13 protein-coding genes and 1 pseudogene are annotated in these 21,400 nt (G+C 35.0%); 6 read left to right on the top strand and 8 right to left on the bottom strand.

The genetic code is table 11. The features are described 5' to 3' along the window. Window positions 1–46: 46 nt before the first annotated feature. Window positions 47–823 (bottom strand): hypothetical protein, encoded by a 777-nt coding sequence (locus ACM5BR_RS00360; protein ID WP_416825209.1) that lies wholly within the window; start codon window positions 821–823, stop codon window positions 47–49. A gap of 375 nt (window positions 824–1,198) precedes the next feature. Between ACM5BR_RS00360 and ACM5BR_RS00355 the strand changes: the two genes are divergently transcribed. From ACM5BR_RS00355 to ACM5BR_RS00345, 4 genes and pseudogenes are all read left to right on the top strand, one after another. Next, a complete protein-coding gene (locus ACM5BR_RS00355) occupies window positions 1,199–2,089 on the top strand; it encodes an NUDIX hydrolase (protein ID WP_416825208.1) in 891 nt (296 codons plus the stop codon). A 309-nt stretch (window positions 2,090–2,398) separates the two neighbouring features. Next, window positions 2,399–2,922, top strand: a pseudogene (locus ACM5BR_RS18635) (IS4 family transposase); the annotation flags it as partial. 76 nt (window positions 2,923–2,998) lie between these two features. After that, a complete protein-coding gene (locus tag ACM5BR_RS00350) occupies window positions 2,999–4,120 on the top strand; it encodes a GTPase (RefSeq protein ID WP_416825207.1) in 1,122 nt (373 codons plus the stop codon). Between the two features lie 82 nt (window positions 4,121–4,202). Beyond that, entirely contained in the window at window positions 4,203–5,261 is a 1,059-nt protein-coding gene (locus ACM5BR_RS00345; protein WP_416825206.1) for a GTPase, read from the top strand. A 797-nt stretch (window positions 5,262–6,058) separates the two neighbouring features. On the opposite strand, the gene ACM5BR_RS00340 is transcribed toward ACM5BR_RS00345, so the two are convergent. Next, window positions 6,059–9,241, bottom strand: coding sequence for a UvrD-helicase domain-containing protein (locus tag ACM5BR_RS00340; RefSeq protein ID WP_416825205.1), 3,183 nt, complete (start codon window positions 9,239–9,241; stop codon window positions 6,059–6,061). Next, window positions 9,234–12,191, bottom strand: coding sequence for a PD-(D/E)XK nuclease family protein (locus ACM5BR_RS00335; RefSeq protein WP_416825204.1), 2,958 nt, complete (start codon window positions 12,189–12,191; stop codon window positions 9,234–9,236). The genes ACM5BR_RS00340 and ACM5BR_RS00335 overlap by 8 nt, the downstream gene beginning before the upstream one ends. Window positions 12,192–12,406: 215 nt before the next feature. Between ACM5BR_RS00335 and ACM5BR_RS00330 the strand changes: the two genes are divergently transcribed. Both ACM5BR_RS00330 and ACM5BR_RS00325 read left to right on the top strand, forming a co-directional pair. Then, window positions 12,407–12,922, top strand: a complete 516-nt coding sequence (locus ACM5BR_RS00330) for an undecaprenyl-diphosphatase (protein ID WP_416825203.1) — start codon at window positions 12,407–12,409, stop codon at window positions 12,920–12,922. Between the two features lie 133 nt (window positions 12,923–13,055). Beyond that, window positions 13,056–13,355 (top strand): hypothetical protein, encoded by a 300-nt coding sequence (locus ACM5BR_RS00325; protein WP_416825202.1) that lies wholly within the window; start codon window positions 13,056–13,058, stop codon window positions 13,353–13,355. Window positions 13,356–13,598: 243 nt separating this feature from the next. On the opposite strand, the gene ACM5BR_RS00320 is transcribed toward ACM5BR_RS00325, so the two are convergent. From ACM5BR_RS00320 to ACM5BR_RS00300, 5 genes are all read right to left on the bottom strand, one after another. After that, window positions 13,599–14,444 carry a hypothetical protein gene (locus ACM5BR_RS00320; RefSeq protein ID WP_416825201.1) on the bottom strand — a complete coding sequence of 282 codons (846 nt, stop codon included), beginning with the start codon at window positions 14,442–14,444 and terminating at the stop codon, window positions 13,599–13,601. Window positions 14,445–14,460: 16 nt separating this feature from the next. Next, complete coding sequence (locus ACM5BR_RS00315) at window positions 14,461–17,364, bottom strand: DEAD/DEAH box helicase (RefSeq protein WP_416825200.1); 2,904 nt, start codon at window positions 17,362–17,364, stop codon at window positions 14,461–14,463. Window positions 17,365–17,859: 495 nt separating this feature from the next. Then, window positions 17,860–18,264: a (deoxy)nucleoside triphosphate pyrophosphohydrolase gene (locus ACM5BR_RS00310; protein WP_416825199.1), complete on the bottom strand. Its 405-nt coding sequence runs from the start codon at window positions 18,262–18,264 to the stop codon at window positions 17,860–17,862. 538 nt (window positions 18,265–18,802) lie between these two features. Further along, on the bottom strand, window positions 18,803–19,606 hold the full coding sequence (locus tag ACM5BR_RS00305; protein WP_416825198.1) for an SMODS-associated NUDIX domain-containing protein: 804 nt from the start codon (window positions 19,604–19,606) through the stop codon (window positions 18,803–18,805). Then, on the bottom strand, window positions 19,603–21,246 hold the full coding sequence (locus ACM5BR_RS00300) for a reverse transcriptase domain-containing protein (RefSeq protein ID WP_416825197.1): 1,644 nt from the start codon (window positions 21,244–21,246) through the stop codon (window positions 19,603–19,605). Before ACM5BR_RS00300 ends, ACM5BR_RS00305 begins: the two co-directional genes overlap by 4 nt. Between the last annotated feature and the right edge of the window lie 154 nt (window positions 21,247–21,400).

The raw sequence follows: 21,400 nt of genomic DNA, 5'->3' as shown, positions 1-21,400 counted from the left end.
ATCAAAATCTATCATTATATTAAAATTGAATTTCATTTACATTCGATTACAGTTCCTTATATTGAATGGTGTACTCCTGTTCAAAAACATAGATTTTAGACCCATCTTCCTTCATGATGACATGAATATAGATAGGATTTTGATCATCTAAAGGAAAGGAAATTGGCAAATGCGGATTCTCTTTTTGGTAAAATCCAATATTCCCACAATAATCCTCGATATAATCAGCCACCATGATGTGACCATTTGAAATGATCAAGTCTTCTTCAATGTTAAAATCGATTCTCGGTACACTCGCAACTTTTTCCCCATTGAAAAATAAAGGAACTTTACTCGGTTCCTCTGGGAAAACTTCGACAGCATTACTTGCAGTTGTAATTAGATGATAGCTATCGTAAACCTGGCTCACTTCAACACAACCATCCATATCAAATGAAAGATTTTTATTTCCCTTTTCATACAAAACGATGGAATGACCTTTAAAGAGAACTTTATTAATCAATTGAAAGCCATTCGAAATGACTCCACTTGCAGATTTTTCCTCTGAAACATAGACGGCTTTATCATACAACCATGAATAAACAGTAGATAAATGAAATTCCGTTTTGGGAAACTGAATCGATACGAACTTAAGTTGTCCTTGGTTTTCAAGGAGACGAACAAAAACATCAGCAAGTTGAATTGCATGAATTTGAAATTCAGAATATTTGTTTTCATATTCTTGGATTACACAGTATTCATAGTAATCTGGATATTCACGCAGACAATCCTTCACCTTTTTGGCAATAAAATCTTGTTTCAGCTTGTCAAATTCAATCATCATCAGGCTCTTCATCCTCCATTTCCCTTCAAATTAAAGAGACACATGTTCCATTTCAATTTCCCTGAATACACAATCTCTACCTTGCTACTAATCACTAAAAGCGATGAAGTAATTTCCAACGAATAAAGATCTCCAACTACTTACAACTGTAATAAATAAACCAAAATTGAGAATTGAATTTCCTAATTGTCTACCCTCCTCAACCCAATTTGAGTTTCATCTTTTTGGTAACTCAAATATATTACCTTAATAAGCAATTGTCAATGTGTAATATTCATATTGAATATATCACTTTAATTGTTTCATTTCGATTGCTAATTGTACAATGATTTGTTACAGTAAATTTATAAAAGTTTAGATGTAAGGATGTTGAATGTGGAGAGAGAAGTACATTTTAGTAATGATGGATTCCCCCTTTTGCTCGGATTACCAGTGGATATATGTATTTTTACCGTAACAACGGAAAAACGGGAAGTCGATGAAAATGAAACCATCGATAAACGCTCCCTCCGTTCCCTTCCCAAACGGTTTCTGGAAATCCTACTGGTGAAGCGTTTGAATGAACCTTATCATCAACGATGGGCATTACCTGGAGGCTATACCAAAATCCAAAATGAATCACTTGAAGAGGCCGCGATACGAGAATTAAAAGAGGAGACAAATTTGGATGCCGTAGTTTCGGGTGGATTGGATCAAACAATTTCTGGGGTTTATATCGAACAAATGAAGGCTTATTATTCACCAACTAGGGATCCTCGTGGATACACACCTACGGTTGCTTATGTTGCTTTAGTTAACGAGAAATATTTGCAAATGCTTCGAGCCGGTGGTGATGCGGAAGAAGTAAAGCTGTTTCGTTTGCAACTTACGGAAGATAATATCCTTAGATTCGAATCTGAGGACGAAACGGTTACAATCAATAAAACGGAGCTTGCCTTCGATCATGCCCATATTATTCAAGATGCAGTGAAACACATACAAAACATGATATTGACGACGACCATTGCAAAAACGTTACTGCCGGAGGAGTTTACAATCGCAGAATTACACCAAGTAATTTCAACAATCGCTCCTAATTTTGTGGTGTCTACTTCAAATTTCACCCGAGACATCGTAAAAACAAAAACAAGGGACCGCATGTTGGAAGAAGTTAAGGATTCTGATGGAACACCAAAAAAGTCTAACCAATATTCAGCTAGACCTGCGCAATTGTATCGATTTAGTAAGTCATATGAACCAAAGTTATCAATATACCCTAGGCTATAATAGTTCCACGTTGTCAGAGTTGGGATTAGATGCTCGTGAAGGATCAAGAACACTATTTAATCAGCCATAACAAAGAAAATAAAAGTATTCCTCTCTTTATTTTTAATATTAGATTTTTACAATAACGGTCAAATCTTTTAAGGAAGCTATTATACTGAACAGAATCCAAAAATAAATGGTTGATTATCATAGAGAAGTTAATATTTCGTACTTACGGGAAGCTAGAACAAGTTACTAGCCTCCCCTTTTTCTTTGAATACTATTTCCGGCAGATTATCAACAATAAACACCGTCAATTTATTGTCATTAAAGAACGTCAGTAACAATATCCCTACCGCGCAAGCAAACGGAGTTCCCATCAAAGAAGCCTGTCTTTGTTTAAAACTATAATAAAAGGAGTGAATGGTTAGCTATCTCGAGTACAAACTGTACGATAATCAAACAAAAAATAATTAGGATTAATGTTATAAAATGATTAATTTAAGTCTTTTTTAAGACAACGAAATCTTTATTAAAACTCCCAAAAATGTTTCAATGTCATTCTTATGTGTGCTTAGTCATACAACCATTGTATTGGAACGATACATTGTGTGATCTAGCAAAGCCGATGTAGCACGAATAAGAACATTAGGTGGTATATTTTATGAACTTTGTGATGAAAAAAGTGACGTTGAATGGACTCTTTCCCCTCAACAATTAATGGAGATTCTGGAAGAAACCCTTAAGGAGTAACAAAAAAATTCAAAAGTTAATCAATAGCTAACTACAACAATGGATCGCACTTACCTTACTAGATCGATAATTATTTACCGATTCTACTCTGCGAAAGTTGAGTTATTAATATTTAAATAGGAAGGTATATATTGTAAAATAATAAAAGTAGCTTATAACTCTATGGGGGCAATTATTATGAACATTAACACTGAACAATTAAATGGTAAGATGCAACAGGAGTACGATAGATATAAAAAAGAAATTGACAAACCAAATGTTCTCATTATCGGAGGCACAGGTGTAGGAAAAAGCTCTTTAATTAATGTCATTTTCGGAAAAGATTTAGCTGAAGTTGGTGAAGGAAAGCCAGTAACTAAATCTATGAAACTTTATAAATCGGAAGAAGTACCAATCGTTCTTTATGATACAGTTGGTTATGAAATTGGGAGTGAAAACCAAGCAAGTTTTTTAAATGATGTGGTTAAGTATGTAACCGAGAATAAAGCAAAGAAAGTTGAAGAAAAAATACATATAGTGTGGTATTGTATTGATGCATCAAGCCACCGCTTCCATGATATTGATAAATCGGTTATTAAACAATTAAATGATACAGGTATTCCCGTAGCGCTTGCTCTTACTAAAAGTGATTTAGTTTCAGAAGAAGATAGTCAACTTATGGAGCAAGCATGTCTAGATGCGGGACTTAAAAATAAAATATTCGAAATAACAAATGAAGAGTTACCTGATTTAGGACTAATGGATATAAATAAACTAATACACTGGACTATTGAAAACCTCCCTCAAGGCTTAAAATCCGCATTTATTAGTGCACAAAAACTAGATTTGGGAGTAAAACGTGAAGAAGCCAATAAGGTTATACTTCAACATATAAGCGGAGCAGCTATTGTTGGTGCAAGTCCAATTCCTTTTTCTGATGCTCCAATTCTACTTGCAAACCAAGCTGGAATGTTTGCAAGAATTGCTTTTATTTATAATATGGAAGAGTCACTATCGAATATTACTGGTTTAGTAGGAACTTTAGGCGTTGGAACCCTTATTTCTAGTAGTGGTGTGTGGATAGTGGGACAACTAATGAAGCTAATTCCAGGTGTTGGATCAGTAGGAGGAGCAATTATTACAGGAAGTGTAGCTAGTAGTATTACCGCCGCTCTAGGCTATGGTGTTTCAGAAGTGTGTTTCAGAATAAATGAGTATGCTTTAAATGGGGATAAAGGTGGATTGAATGAATTTTTAAACAACATTGAAACCGTTTTTAAAGATGTTGTCATAAATGCTTTTAAGAATAATAAAAAATAAGCAGAAGGGGAGTGTCTCACTCCCCTTCTTAATTGATAGCTAATAAATCCATTATTATTTATGTATAGAAGGAGATATTAATATGCAATACAATGTTGCAATTATAGGTCAATCAGGTGTTGGTAAAAGTTCTCTTATTAACTATCTGTTTGGTGAAGATATTAGAAAGACAGGAACTGGTAGTGCTGTTACCGAAAGAGGATTCCATCCAATTTCATTCAAATTAGAAGAACTATCTGTAAGAGTCTTTGATTCTTGGGGGCTTGAACCTGATAAAGCTTCTGAATGGATGCAAGACTTAGAAGATACTTTAAGTAATAGAGGGACAGATCAGCCAGCTTATAAATGGATTCATTCTATCTTCTTTTGTATTGCTGCACCTAAGTTTAGGGTCCAAGACTTTGAATTAAAAATTATTAAAAAGCTAATAAAAGAAAAATGTCCTGTAACAGTTTTATTTACAAAAGCTGATAATGTTTCGGAAGAAAAAATTGAAAAAATGAGAGCGGAAATATACAGAGAATTCGGAAGTTCTGTAAATACAATTAAAATTTGCAGTGTTAAAAAAGCAACTAGAAGGGGAACCACGGAACCTTTTGGAAAAGACAATATAAAACAAGAAATCTCACAGCATTTTAAAACAACATTAATTAACCGTGTTCCTTATCGTTGTTTGTATCTATTAAAAGCATATGTTAATAAATGGGAAGAAAATGAAAAATTATATTTCAAAAATAATATAGGTTTATTTAATAGAGAAAAAATATATAGCAAACTGCTAGATGACAAATACAACTTTATTAAAGAATTAAATTCTGGACAGATTGAAAATATTATTTATAACGAAATTCTTACCATCATTAAAATTTTTGATACTATTTCAATTAATCTTAATCTAGATTCTGCCCTTCCTACAACTAATTTATCACAATATCATATTAATAATTCGTTAGACAAAGGAGATTTTGTCATACTGGCAGCAATTAGTATTTTTCCATTAACAAAAATATATATGTATACCTTTAATTATGAGAAATTATGTAATATGTTACATGTATATACTGAAAGTATAAAGAAAGATTTACAAAATCTAGTACCGAAAATTAGGGAATTTATTGGTATCATATTGGATAAATCGTAAGTGGCAAATTAATACCATATGTTCAAACATTTAAATATATATGATAATCTCCTCAACTATATTAATAGAGGAGATTTTTTTATAATACGTAAGGAATTACATAAAAAATGGGAACGTCAAGTTGCAGATTTTAAAGCAAGTGGAATGCCCCAATCTAAATGGTATGAAACTTAACAAGAACAATATCCATAATATGCGGTAATAGCTAAAGAGAAGCAGTAACCCCTATAAAGTTCAAGAAACGACAACTACTAGGATTCCATATCTGGTAAATACCTTGCATTAAAAATACTTGTTAAACTTTTAATTTTATCAATTAGATTTTGTGATTGTTTATCTGTAATAAACCGTACTGAAAGAACTGCATCAATTAGCAGTCTTAATTCAAAAAGTTCAAACTTCCTATTTTTTATATAACTTCTTGCCATACTTTCCATCAGTCTAAAATACTTCAAATTCTTTAGAGTTCAAGTCGTCAAGATCACGTTTTATAGCCTTTTGCTCAACTTTAATGATCACCAAAATGCACCCTTAATTTTTCAATGAATTTCTCTTCATGTACTTCATATTTCTCTTTCTAGGATTTCTTTTACCTTTAAAAACCTAAGTTTGTTGCGATACATCACTAATCAGATCATCTCTTTTTGATCTTCTAAGTATCCGTTTTACCACACTTTTGTTTACATATATTTACTTATAAGACATTATAATAAAAAACAAGACAGCTAGATATAGCCGTCTTATTTGAAAAAACAAATTGTAAATAATCCATTTTCATATTGTAAGAGACAAGCGTCCTACCGGCTGCCTTCCTCCCTCACAAAAAACAATTCACTGCTCTCCACGGTTTCCCCCGTCATTTCTTCCCATGCCTGCTTGTAAAAGTCGATTTGATCCTGATAAAACGTGCGCAGCGTTTCAAATTGCCCTGCGTCAGTCGGTTGGTCGGTTTTATAATCAACGATATGCCAAGCTCCGCCCTGCTTATAAATCAAATCGATTACACCATTTACGTGATAGGACGGGCATACGCCTTCGGATGTATCAACTTTCGCATAAAGCGGGTGATCTTTCGTTACATTAAGCAAAATTGGTACTTCCGTTAAGACGAGTTCGGCTGTATGTAGCTTCTGCCAAAGATTCGATCCTGTTAAAATGGTGATTGCTTCTCGTACATCAGCTTCCCTCTCGGCTGGAAGACCGTAGTGTTTTAGCAACTGCGGGATATTGGTTACATCCGCCCCTTTTACAATTTTCTCATAAACGTGGTGAATGAGCGTTCCCCACGCCAAGCCGCCTCCTTCTTCCCGCTCTATTAACGCAGCTTTTGCATAATCTTTATTTTTGGTCGGTGACCATTGTTCAAAGGATTTCTCTTTCCGATTTTGCAACCATGAGAGGAGATTGCTCGTGCTATTCGTGTACTCGTGAGCTGAGATGATTTCCGTTTCATAACTTGCTGCAACTTCATCCATGCCTGGTACATATTCTTCTATATCAAGAAGGTCAAGTAGCTTTTGCCAAGGATTTTTCTTCTTATCGCTCCCTTCGCTAATGAACAAAACCTTTTCTGCGCGGGTAGCCGCAACATACAAGATGCGCAATTCCTCTGCTTCTACATAATGTCCTTCTTCCTCTTGATAAGCCGGCCAATTTAGTGGAAAACTGATTTCATTCCTGATATGTGGTCCTTTGTTTTTAGTAAATGAAATATATCCTTTCGAGATGTCGTCTTCCCGCTTTATGTGTCTAAACGGCTTATGATCAACGACCTTTGCCGGATGCGCGAGAAACACAATCCGTGCCTCGAGTCCTTTCGCTTTATGAATGTTCATAACGCGGACAGCGTCAGCATCTTCTTCAATATTAAGGACAGTCGTTTTTTCGTTTATTAGCTTTTGTATTAGCTCAAATGCTTCCTTAAACGTGGCGCTCCCTTCCATTTCTTGTTTGCGCAGCATTTCTAAAATTTGAAGTAAACTGTGATACTCCTGCTTGCCTCTTCCATTCTTCATTAGCAGTGCATAAAATCCAGCGTCTTCTATAATCAATTCAATCGCATTGACCGGAGAGAGCGTTCTCGCCCATTTTTCATAGGTTTTTAACGTATCGATCGTCAGCTCCCATTTCACCTTCATCGCTTCAGATAACGTTTTGGGACATTCCTGATAGATGGAAAAGAAGCCGCCACTTCGTTTCCATGCATAGAGCTCCTCATCGCTCATACCAAAGAAGGTGCCGCGAAGCGTAGCTAGTAAAGCGACTTGGTCCGTAGGGTCAACGAACGTTTTTAGGAGAGTGAGAAACTCATAAAATTCCTGAATTTCTCCGAGTATGACTTCTCCGCTTATATTAACCGGGATTCCTCTTGATTCGATGCTCTTTGCATACATCGGCAAACCATCCGTATATCGCGTTAGCACCATAAAATCGCTCGGTTTATACCCTTGTTGAATGAGTTCCTGAATGACTGTCGCAATTTTCTCTGCATCCTCACTAATAACCTCATCCTTCTTCTTTGCACCTACGGTAAGCTTTCTAATTCCTGAAAGTTCCTTATGCGTATCCTCCTGAAAGGAATCAAGCGGATGATAGGTAGCCTGATACATCGTTTCCTCATCAGGTAGATACTGAGAAAATATCCTATTTAACTCCCTCGTTACCGTATCCACCGTCCGAAAGTTCATCGTAAGCTGCAGTACCTTGCCTCCGTGCTTCATCAAGAGCTCCTTTACGCGGTTGTACGTATCCATATCTGCACGACGGAATCGGTATATCGCTTGTTTCGGATCTCCCACGACAAAAAGTGAACCGGCTTTTGGTTTGCATTTCGTCCAAACCTTCTCTGTTACATTACTACTAGTCAAATAAAACATAATTTCCGCCTGAATCGGATCTGTATCTTGAAACTCATCAACGAGTATGGTTCGGTACTTCTCTTGAAAATATTGTCGGACCTCCGCATGGTCACGCAAAAGGCGAGCAGCGTGGAGCAGCAAATCTTGAAAGTTTAAAAGAGAGCGTTCCCGCTTCATATGTACATACGTTTCCAAAGCACCCGTTAAAAACGAAAGAATAGTCGGGTAACAATACTCCTTCCACTGTTGCAGAAGGGGCTTTATCGTTGTTTCCACAAAATCGCTTATTTTTCCGGCATAAAATTTAGCATCCTCTTTTGAATTCCAGCGGTTCTGTGTTATTTTTAAATTTTTATTAAACTCTTCAAAGACATCAATTAGCGCCGCATCGTGTTCAAGATTTAGATAACGTTCTTTTTTGCAAGCATTAATAATCGCATTTTGCAGCGTATCGTATCCTTTATCTGGTTGTTTTTCTGGAATTGAACCCTTCGCTTCCCTTGCAAGCTGCATGAGGTTCTGAAAAGCAGGTAAAAGTTCCGGATTTGCGACTTCTTCCCTCACCCACATTACATCCGAATAATCCTTCATTTCTTTCAAATTTTCAAATAACGTCTTCATCGAAATCGACAGCTCGTTCATCGTTTGCAGAATAGGAGCCTGTTCGTTTTGTAGTCTTTGCAAATAGACATGCCATGCTTCTTCTAACAGCGTTATGTCATCTTCTTCCTTGATTTCCGAAAAGGCAAGATCAAGATGTGCCTCCACTGGTCTTTCGCGAAGAAGTCGTGCACAGAAGGAATGTACTGTTCCCAGAAAGCACTGCTCGATATTTTGCATCGCTGCTGCTAGACGAATCTTAACTGCGCCGTCAGTCTCGTTTTTCCACGTTTGCTCAAGCTTTGATTGAAACCGTACTTTCAGTTCATCCGCTGCCTTTACTGTAAAGGTAATCGCTACAATTTGATCAATCGTACAGATGCCGGAGTATACGAGCTGGACCATCCGCTCGACTAAGCTTGTTGTTTTCCCTGATCCTGCTCCAGCCTCTACGAGAAAATTCGTCGTAAGCTCCTGCTGAATTTGATTTCGGGCCGCTTGATCCTTTACCATATTAGTCATACGCTCTCACTCCTCTGAAACATGCTAACGCATCATACCGCGTATCCATTCGTTTTTGATCTAACAAATCTTTCTTATAGAATTCTCTACGGCAAACATTTTTGTATGGGCAAAACTTACAGTCTTCTTCATTGTCCGTCATTACATATTGCCCGCTTCTTAGTACTGCTACTAATTTCTCTAAAATAGCAAGGCCATTCGACCGCATCCCATCATCTTGCATACGTACGAATCGCTCTCCTTGCCCTTTTACGGTTGGAAAATAATACGCACTTTCTGCTACACTTCCGGCTTGCAAGTGCAAATGCTGCTCAATCGCAAGGGCATACACAAAATGCTGTAGCTGACGACCACCTTGAAACGGCTTGTTGCGATTATAGTGATACGTGCTACCTGTTTTATAATCGATAATTTGATAAGTTCCTGAAGAACCTTCGTCGACGCGATCAATTTTACCGGCAATCGAAAGTGTATCGCCAGATGGAAGCTGAACGTCTGCCGGCTCTTTCCCATTCATACCAAACGCATATTCAAAATAAAGCGGCTTATAATCCTGTCTATGAATCTCTTCTTCCGCAACAAACAAATCACAACACGCGAGCAGATCCTGTACTTCCATATCGTATACACGTTCACTTGGATGAGGAAGAAGTTCCCGCTCTTGCTTGATTAAGTCCATCGCAATTCCACGGATTAGCTCTTTATCATTTATAGTAGATTCATTATAGTAGAGCTCAAATATTTTATGAAGCAAACTTCCGCGCGTAGCTGCATCCAACCAACGATTCGGATCAAATACCAGTTCCTCAACCGGCTTCACGCCTAAAATATTTCCAAGAAAATACGAATACGGACAAGTCGCAAGCGTCTCAAGCTTGCTCGCAGTCATCACACGATCCTGATCTTGAAGAGATGGATCAACCGATACAAGTCCATCGTATGTCGTAAACTCCGGTAGTATGCGATTATGCTCCGCTTTCAGTCCGTTATCTAATCCTGGAAATTGTTGAAGTAAATCGTCCTGTAGCTCACGCTTCTTTTCCTCCATAAATTTCCTACCCCAATAATCCCGCTTTTGGAATAAAGTGTCGGGAATAAGCGGTGAAGGAAGCTGAGCAATCTTGTTAAAATCACAATCAGGTTGTCCTGTTACGAACCGGTATGTCTGTAAAAGCAGAAAAGCTGGACGGATGACGCGGTTATCTGAAATGGAAAAATTGCAATAGCTCATCGTAACTCTTCCTTCGCACTGCGTTAAAAGCTGCACCATTGTATATAGCCGCTCCTGTCCACTACTTTGCAATAGCGGGATATCTCTACCAAGACGCTCTCGTTCGGTATCAAGCAACAAGGGATCTTCAGTTACTTCGCCCGGAAAGCTGTGATTATCAAGCCCTACGATACTTACATTCTTCCGCGCTTGATACACCCCATTCAAATAAGAAGTAATATGCAAATGCCCTGGCTTTGGTCCAGACGAGAGAATCCGTAAAGAAAGCAGCAAATCCGAAAGCTTGTCAAAGAGTGAAAACCGTCCATATGCTTCATCTGCATACGGAAGTACCTTCTCAATTTCCGTTAACATCGTCTGCTTCGCCAACTCATCCGCCGCCGATGAAGTTCTGCAGAAATTCTTGATTATATAGGACATTCCAACTAACGCCTCTTTATACACCATTTTCTCTTCAAACGGCGGCATTTTCTTCATCAAACGCTCAAACCAGCGAAGTGTCCATTTTGCCTGGTCTATCTGTTTTGTGTAATATTCCTTTCTATCTGGCTCTGCCCTTTCCATCTTTTTCTCTAGCATGTCTATATACGCCTGAAGTTGCGGAACATATCGCTCCTTCCCCCAGCCAATCCCGGCGTCTCGAAGCAAATGGATCATTCTTGTTCGGTTAGGCGCTTCATCTCCAAGATTAAGCAGACCCTCTTGAAGCAAATTAACAAAGGTAATAGTGCTATAATTTTCTCTCATCCACGTAAGTACACCAGCAGCAAGACGCCCCGGACGAGTTAACGAAATCGGAATCCCCTCTCCAAATGTCACAGGAATGTCCAACTTCTTTGCAAGATGGTAGCTGTGCAAAAGATACTTCTCACTGCTCGTGTAAAAGATAACATATTCATCGAGCTGTTCGCCCGACTGTTTTATTTGCTGCAAAACCTGCTTCAGCTCCGTTTCCTCTGTACGAGCTGCAAATACAGATACATCCGCATTACCTTTTCGTGAATGCAGGTCATATAAATAACTAAGTGGCGTCGCCTCTCCGAACACAATCCTGCCAAGTCCGGACCGCTTCGGAATTGATATCCCGTACACAGGTGGGAGCGGGAGAATCTCCACCTCATCAGGCAAAAGAGCACGCAGGAATTCCTCCTCCGTATACGTGAGCGATAGATTCGACTGCAGCACATACAGAACGTCACCCGTCTTATGCTCATATGCCATCGCCATTTTAAGTAGCTGGGCATCATCCATTTTCTGATAAGTAGAAAGAAGCTTCTCATACTCCGTTAAAATTCGGACCATATCCTCCCCCTTCTCCTTCGTTACAAACATCTCCGGACGAAGTGATTCCGCCTGATACCCTGCCATCCGCAGCGTATGAATCGTCTGATACATCCCCCGACTGAACGAAGACGTAATTTCCATCTGATCAAAATAACGAAGCATCCCGCCCTCTTTCAGCTGGGTCAAAACCAAATATACAAGCTGCGCACCAACCGTCTCCTCCAGCCGATTTTCCACAAACACCGACCGGGAATCCAGCATATCAAGCGCTACATCTAGCACTGTCTTCACCTTCAAATTAATCGTTGCAAATCCAGCCTTCGTATAAGCCTCAAGAATCTGTTGCCCAGTAGCATACTGACTTACGAGTAACACCTTCTCTTCATATGGATGGCTCGAACAAATGGAATGAAGTTTCATCACAAGCTCTTTCACACAAATCTCTCCTTTGTTAGGAATTGGTTTTATGTAAGGATGAGTTTATTGTATACCGAGTTGTGGTAGTATTTGGGTCAGAATGGAAAATTTTTAAAAATTTCTACTAGCAAGCATTAAAATGCCCTCTATCTTCAGACAATTCTCTTCGACTTCTACATACTTTTATCCATAACAGGGAATTTTATTGGTATCGAAAAAAAGGAGATATCTTTATGAACTACAAACTATTTAAAGCAATCAATCGGCGTTCTGGACGTTCTTCTCCAACTGACTTACTTATGATCCTATTATCAAATAAATTGCGGTATGTGTTTCTGTTTGTTTTAATCTTTATGTGGTTTCGAAATGATTTGAGTAAAAGGTTTGCTTTCCATGCATTGCTTTCCGCAGTGGTAGCTTTGTTTCTTAACACGTTGATTAAATTGTTTTATTTTAAACCGCGTCCTTTTGTAAAACATCGGGTCGGGATTCTCATTCCATCAAAAACAGATTCTTCCTTTCCAAGTAAACATACGATGATTGCATTTGCGGTATCGACTTCGATTTTTCTTTATAAACGTACTCTTGGCTTGATTATGTGGATCTTATCTATATTCACGGGTTTCTCACGAATTTGGATCGGTCATCATTATCCATTTGATATTATCGGAAGTGCCTTTATTGGTACCATGACCAGTATCCTAGTTACTAAAGTATTTCGAGGTTTAAATTATTTTGCCCGTCAATGAGCTGTTATATTAAAGTTTTTGTCAAAAGTGTTGGGTAATCTATATCAAAACATTGCCAGCATTATCACCTCCAAAAAAGCAAATATTAAATGATGCAAGAGGGTCCAAATTTTTTATAAAGGAGTGCTGGATAATGAATAATTTGATGCTTATGCTTATGAAGATTTGGGGAATACGAAACCTTATCAGAATGTTTGGCAGAAGAAGAAGAGGTATAGGTATGATGTGGATGTCTTTAATTGGTATAGGCATTAGTGCAGTTGCTTGGGGACTCGGAAGAAGTCGAAACGGCAATATACTGCGCCCTCTTCAAAATGCAATGGGTAATTTAAGAAATCAAGCAGCTTCAGCAGCTTCCCAAGTACCAAAAGCTGCAGCTGGACTGGCCGAATTTGCGGATGATATTACGCCTAATACGGTAAAAAAAAGATAATGTAACAACGCCCACATTTTCTGTGGGCGTTGTTTAATTTGAAATGCTTTAACTATGACATCAGAATTGATGATATGACATCAGAATTGATGAAATTATTTGTTATAAAGTTATATAAGTATAGGACTCACTATAGGACTCAGCCAATTCGATTTTCTACTTGACAAAGTCTTCTTTTAGGTTATTATTTACATTAATTTTCTACTATGAATTTAGGCCATGAATTTAGGGTAGAAACAAGGGTTAGGTTAAATTTTCCACATCTTCTTTTTTAACAATCTGTACACGATTCGATAACTTTGCGTGCATATAACCATTTTCGTATCTTGTTCTCATTTTTCTTACTTTATATTTTTTATTTTTAGCCCTACCTTTATTTTTATTACTTTTATTTACTTCCTTCTCTTGCTTTCCTAATCCATTCTCAGTTTTAGAAATTGTAATCGATAATTCTGAAATGATTCTACTTATATGTTTTAATTTTTTTATCTTTCCAAAATCCCTTAAACTATAAACCAATAATCCGAACATAATAATTGTCCCAATAATCATTAAATACAATGCAAATAACGATAGTCCAACCTTACTATCTCCATTAACTAATTCTTTAATACTATAAGATAATAAGCCTGTTATTAAAACAGCTACAAATAACTGTGTTATTATACTTGAGAATGGAAACTTTTTGATATCTTCTATTATTTCAATCTCTTTTTTAAGTAATGAATCTAATAATTCATATTGTTTAACTGACTTTAATCCTAATTTTTTCTTAATAAACTCATCTATTTCATTAAGTTTATGTTCTTCAAATTTATCATTACTCCCATATTTACGTACAATACCTTTTCCTCGAATAAAGCCAATTCCAAATATTGAGACTATATATAATGCTATTGAAGCTAACATTAACAACACTCTATATGGATTATTAGTTTCTAGATAATAACCGTGGTAAAATCCGATTATTGAAATTAATATAAAAGAACAAGGTAGTATTATTAACGTACTATCTTTAAAACTATTTTTAAATGCATTAAAAAAGCTAAAATTTTTATCATATACCTTTATAAGATCTCTAATAATCATAATAAATCACCTGCTCTTACACTTCCGTCCCATTCCGTATATAATCATAAAGCTTATTATCAATTGCATGCTCCATGATCATATTCATACGGACTACCGGAATATCTTTTCCATCTTTATCTTTCATTTCTGCTTGTTGAACACTCTCTTTATCTGGAGTGGCCTTGCCTAAATAGTAAAAGTCGCTTCCTTCATCATTATCCTTTTTTACAAAAATATGAATATCGATATTGTTTTCTTTCGATTCAATAATCGTTTGAACTTCTCTAGATTGTAAAGATCTATTGCTTCTTGTGTACCATTTAAGCATTTCTTGGTTTATAAATTCATCTTCATAATCTACACTGGTATCTATTTCATCGTTTTTATGATAGGTAATAAAAATTGGACAAGTGTGATATTTCGTTTTATAGCCATACATCGTTGAGCTTTCATCATTTTCCCAATTTAAAAGCTTACATACGTCTTTTCTTGTATATTTTTCATACAAAGTAAGTGGCTGATAGCTTTGATAGATTCTACTTTTTTCTTTCGAACTTGTTACTATGTCGATAATCATATTTTTGAAGTATTGATTTTGATTAAGACGACTACGAAGTAAATCATTAAATCTATAAATCTTATTATTCTGCAAGGTAATTATTGGATCTTCTCCGTAGTTCTTCTTATTATTTTGCAAGAAAAAGGACAGATCAAATATGCGATGAACAGAAGCAATCGTCGCTTCATCAGTTGGACAATTCGATTCTGCCAAATTTTTAAGATACTCGTCGCATTCTACTTGATTTTGACGTAGTAACAAATCCAGTAATATAATTTCATGTTTTCGTTTTCCATTCAATACTTCCAATGACAGCATCGTCAACACTTTATTTTCATACTCTGTTAAAGCAGGCACTTCTTCTTTCATTTTTAATAAAAATTGATAGTAGTTCGAATACTTATCAACAATGACAACAGGATCGATAGAATGATTCGTGATAAAGTCATATAAATATGGAACCCGACCAATTCGATTTTTCAATTCCACGAAGGCTTCTTTTAGGACTTTCATTGAAGTTAAATTACTGCTATTAATTGCTTTAAAAATTTGTTTCTTAGCAATTTCTTCAAAGTTAATCGTGGAAACACCTTTAATATAGCTTGTATCATTTGTATGACGGCGAATATTATCCTTATTTTGTGATTTATCTCCGGAAAGAGCGATTGGAATTAAATAGTTATTTTTATAATTGCCAATAAAATCGATGATCGTAACGAAATCCTTCGACTCATGCTTGCGAAGTCCTCTTCCTAACTGCTGAATAAAGATAATACTCGATTGCGTTTGTCTTACCATCACTACTTGATTAATGCATGGAATATCGATTCCTTCGTTAAAAATATCAACTGTTAGTATGTAATCAAGGTCACCATTTTCTAACTGGTTGACACGATGTACTCTTTCTTCTTGAGAATCGTCACCCGTTAATGCTACCGTACGTAAACCTCTTTCATTTAATGCAAGAGATAGTTCCCCTGCTTCTTCTTTACGACTACAAAATATCAACCCTTTTACTTTGTCACCTGAAAAACCGTAGTATTGAATCTTTTCCATCAAATGATCGACACGCTCTTCTGTAACAAGCTTCGATAGTACAGTTGTATCATCAATTGTCTCTCCATTATAGTCAAGATCAGTCACTCCAAAATAATGAAAAGGACAAAGCATATCCTCTTCCAGGGCTTCTTGTAAACGAATTTCATACGCAATATTGTAGTTGAAAAGCTCATAAATATTAAAATCATCTGTACGCTCTGGTGTAGCAGTCATTCCCATTAAAAATTTAGGTTGAAAATAATTGATCACATTCAGATAAGATTTGGCACCTGCTTTATGTACTTCATCTATTAAAATATAGTCAAATGCTTCAGGGTCAAATTGAGATAGATTCTCTTCCTTTGAAATGGTTTGGATCGTGGCAAATAAATACTTTGCATTTGTTTGCTTATTCGAACCTGATAAAATCCCAAATTCATCATCAATTCCACCTAAAACCCGTTGGAAGTCTGATTTTGCTTTTTGTAATATTTGCTCTCGGTGAACGACAAATAGCATACGTTTAGGTGCAAAACGCCTTACATCAAAGGCAGAAAGATAGGTTTTTCCCGTCCCCGTTGCTGAAATCACCAATCCCTTATCTTTCCCAGTGTCCCTAAGAGCCTGAATTTCTTGCAATGCTGCTCGTTGCATTTTATTTGGCTCAATTTTTAAAGAATCTCTAATCGAATTAACCTGAAATGGAGCAGGGAATTCCAGCACACGATCCATCAATTGATTATCATGGTTTTGGTTATAGTTCTTCTCATACTCTTCAATCCATGCTTCAGTCAATGGCTGAGAAGATTGCCATACCTCTTCAAATTGATCTTTGAAGTGATGAACGATTTCTCCATTTTCATGCGAGGTCAGTTTTATATTCCATTCATAGTTTACTTTTAATGCATTTGCGGTTAGGTTAGAGCTCCCAACAATTAAAGAATAATAATTTTTGTGTTCAAATATGTATCCCTTTGAGTGAAAACCTTCTAAATTAGTCAATCTCACTTCTACATTCTTAATCTTCAGCAGTTCTTTAAATACTTTCGGTTTATTGAAAAGTAAAAAGGTCGAAGTTAAAATACGTCCTTTTATTCCTCTTTGTTTTAAATCGTAAAGATGGGACTTTAAAACAGCAAGACCACTTTCCGTAATAAAAGCAACAGAAAATATGAAACACTGACAATGATCCAGCTCTTCCAGTAAAGAAGTTAAGACATTTTCGCTTTTTTTCGCATTATTGACTAATAGCATGGGTAAGTATCTTCTAGATTGGTTAACCTTTTGATCAATAAACCCCTTATGTAAAGACTCTTGTAAATCCCGAATTAAATTCTCCATATAATCACCATTCATTACCAATTTATTTATGTTTATTGTAATCCTGGTTATTGGGGTGTGTAAATATTTTTATATTACAATTTTCTCACAGGAGGAAACAAGCTTACACTCTAATAAAACTATTTGAGAAATGATTCTGATATTTCTTATGGAAGCCAATGTGAAGGAATGGGTTTGGCGTAATGGAGGGACAGACAATTACTTTTTGTAGTTTGTGAATCTTAATAAATTAGAGGATGTTTCAGAGTATTTATTATTTAAGGGGTTATTTAATGGTTTGTCAAAGGCAAACATCCTTTGAATCAGAACGCGAAAGAACTATGGATACCATAAAGAACGTAGCATTTATTTACATCTTTCTCTTCGTCCGCAAATTTGATATTGCACGGAATGATGTTTCCATTTACCTATCTTGGCGAACTCGACTATGTATTTAGTCATGAAACTAAGCTAATGATCATCAGATGGAAATTGCATCATCCCGTGCCTGAATATTTATATATTAACCTTATTTGCTAACAAAGCCTCCACAGCCGGAATATCAGCAGGTGCCCATTCCAAAGATTTAATTTCTTGGATAGGCACCCATCTTAATTCCGCATGTTCTTTTGCCTTTGGAGTACCTTCTATAATTTTTGATTTGAATGTATGTAGGTTTACAATAATTTTTGGGTATTCGAACGTTGTATTTTCTATTTCTTCGTAAACTTCTATTTTGCATTCTAGTTCTTCTTGAATTTCACGGATAAGAGCTTCTTCTGAAGTTTCTCCTGCTTCGATCTTACCACCCGGGAATTCCCATAGGTTGGGCAAAGACATAATTGGTGAACGCAAGGCGCATAGAAGTTCGCTACGGTCATTGAATAGAGCTGCACCTACGACTATTATTGTTTTTTTCATGGTTTGTACTTCCCCTTTATATCGTTTATTGGAATTTTAACATTAATTTTGGAGGAAGGAAAATAGAAGAAAGGAATTTTGTTTACATATAACTAAGATGCTAATATAATTTTTAGAAAATACTGTTACGACTTCTATTCAGTACGCTTTGAGTTAATCAATTAAACGATAATGACTGTTCTTCCTTTTCTACTTAAGTCAACAGTACAAACCTTTACTTCTTAATCACGTAAAGTAAGTCTAAGTCTTTCTGTACTTTTGAATATGGAAAAAAAGCAACATATGTGGATATAAATTTCGTATTCTCCCAGTGGGCTACATGTGCTAATAATTTAAAATCTATTCGTAATACAAAAAAGAGTCGCAGGAACATAATTTTAAGTCATGCGCTTATGCCAATTCCTCCACAATCCCGTCACTAAAGAGCTTTATCCGATATATGCCAATGTTTGAACAGAAGTTATCCATACTATTATTAAAGACCTTCAATTAAAATATTAAACATATTGTTTCTTAAAAATTACGGAGTAGGTTTTTATTATTCTATAATCCATTCTGCAGTTAACGAAATATTATTATTTCTATCTTTCCCCTTAATTACTCCTCTTTGAAGAATCAATTCTTCATCCGCCCATATATATTTCTCAGTTTCATTATTTAATAATTCCTTAAGAGCTTTTAGTTGGTCATTAGAAGGGATAAATTCAAAAATATCCGCAATTAAAATTTGATGACACTTGAAATAATCATCTAAATAAATTCCTTTCGTCTTACGACCAATATATTTATAATTAAGAATCTTAAACTTATCCTCTGGTAAAATACCACTCTCTATCAATTCCTCAAAAAATTCCCTATTTGCTGAGCACTCTCTACTTACTCCCTTTTTAAACCAATTCATAAATTTAATTAAATATTTCCCCTTAATAAATATTCTTAAGTCATTTTTACTAACATCGTCAGCTTTTATAAAAGAATCCTCCGAAAACTCTAACCCCTCAATAAATGCCCTATCATAATATTTATAAACCCCACCCACAGGCTGAAATTGGTTGATTCTATTACCTTTTATTAGAAGATACTTATTATTTACTTTTATTCTAAACAAATATGATATTGACAGTCTTAATTTTTTTTCCCTATAAAATGTTTGGCTCTGGACAGCCCACCAAGCTTCTCTTATATTTGTAGTGCCGTCAATGAAGATTTTAATTATTCCATAAATAGCACAAGCCAAGAGACCAAATAATAGGGAAAGCATATCATTAGAAAAATTAAATATATTAACTAATAAACTAATTAAAATAATTATTATAAAATAAACTAGCGGCTCTAAATTCATTTTTTTCCCCTTTGTACGATTGGTTTATTCTTAAGAAATCCTATAAAAGCTAAGTCATTAGGTAGTTGGAAATATTTCATTATAATTTTTTCAGAAGCTATATCTCCATACAGATATAAGAAATAAATGATATATCTTCTTTCATATTCATTAAACACTCTCGATATATTAGCTAGTATTATTGAATTCAAATGCTTTATATATAATCCTTTATTTCGTATGTTAGATAAATTTTTACATATATACTTTATACATAAACATCTTGAATACCAATGGAATACGTTCTCTTTTTTATGACTTAGGTAACGGATCATAAAATTAAGTATACTTTTATTATATGGGGATTTAATTAATAAATTAAGTATAAAATGCTCAACATTAGGGTAAATATTATTTGGACCATATATATATTTCATCATTTCATCTATTAATTTAGGATAAATATGTATTAATTCCACTAAGAATCGATAGTGTTTTTCTTCAAGATTTAACGAAAAGTCTGGATTATCTATAAGTGAAAAAAGTAAATCTCTACCCTCACTATAACTCTGGAACAAACTAAGGTTTTTTTTATCAGATATAATTACCTTCATTATGTATTTAGATATAGAAGACCAACGTCCTTTTTTGTGTTTGATAAATAAGAAATATTTGCTAAGTAAGTATTTCTTATTTTTTTTATTTGTATGAACAATATCCCATTCATTAAACATCCAGTAATCTTCAAATCCTTTTCGTGTATATACCTTAGTTTTTTGATTTATATGGAGTTTTAATTTGTTTAATAGCAGTGACGATTTTTGAATAATATTGTTTGCATATATTTTTTTATCATTAAAGCAAATCCACATATCATCAGAATATCTTAAATATACATATTTATCTATACCCAAGAAATTATTTAGATATTTAATGATTTCTTCATCAAATCTTACAAGATAAAAGTTTGCCAAAATTCTAGACATTGCTCCCAATTCCTCTTGTGGAATTCCAACATTATTACTTGAGTAGCCAATATCCTTTTTATCAGATAGCCTAAGGAAATTAAAGAGTAAATCAATTATATTTGATTTATCATTAATCCCATTTCTTATAAATCTCTCTAGAATATCCAAATTAATATCATCATAAAAATGTGCGATATCAATGTGTAGAAAATATTTATAGCCATCATTGTATGCCTCTTTAGCCATATTTTGATAGTCAGACCAATCTTTTCTAAACTCATACTTTGAAAGTAATACCTCATATTCCGACTCTTGTTGCAAGCCGTGAAAAAAATTCTTTGTAATCGATTTATTGTCTGACGAGAATTTAAATCCTCCAAATACATTTTTAATTTGATTTATTTTTTTTGAAAGTTCGTCTTGTAACTTTTTTACACAATAATAATATACAGAAAAATCCTTTATATTAAATACCTTTATTCTTCTTAAAACACCATTATTTTTGGGCAAAAAAGAATAATTAGGGGTAGAAACATTATAATTATAGCTATTTATTTCATTTATCAATGCAACTAAAAAAGACTCCTTTTCGACATCATTAAACTTAATGACATCTTCATATTTCAACCTTTTTGTGACTGTGTTCCAAAACTCTTTATCAATAGAATTTAAAAAATCTTTACTGTTTATCATATCAACCACTCATTTTATTAGGATTACGGATCATTTTACAATAAAGAAATATATTGTAAATTACATACTTCAGTATTAAGTTAGTAAAGACATCCCATTTTTCCTCTTTTCCCCCGCTTCTTATTTCCTCCAATAAAAATAATAATGTAATCGA

The organism is Ectobacillus polymachus, assembly GCF_048159605.1.
GTDB classification, from domain to species: Bacteria; Bacillota; Bacilli; order Bacillales; family Bacillaceae_G; genus Ectobacillus; species Ectobacillus polymachus.
Note: the sequence above shows the minus strand (reverse complement) of the source record. Positions and strands in the feature narration are given on the sequence as shown.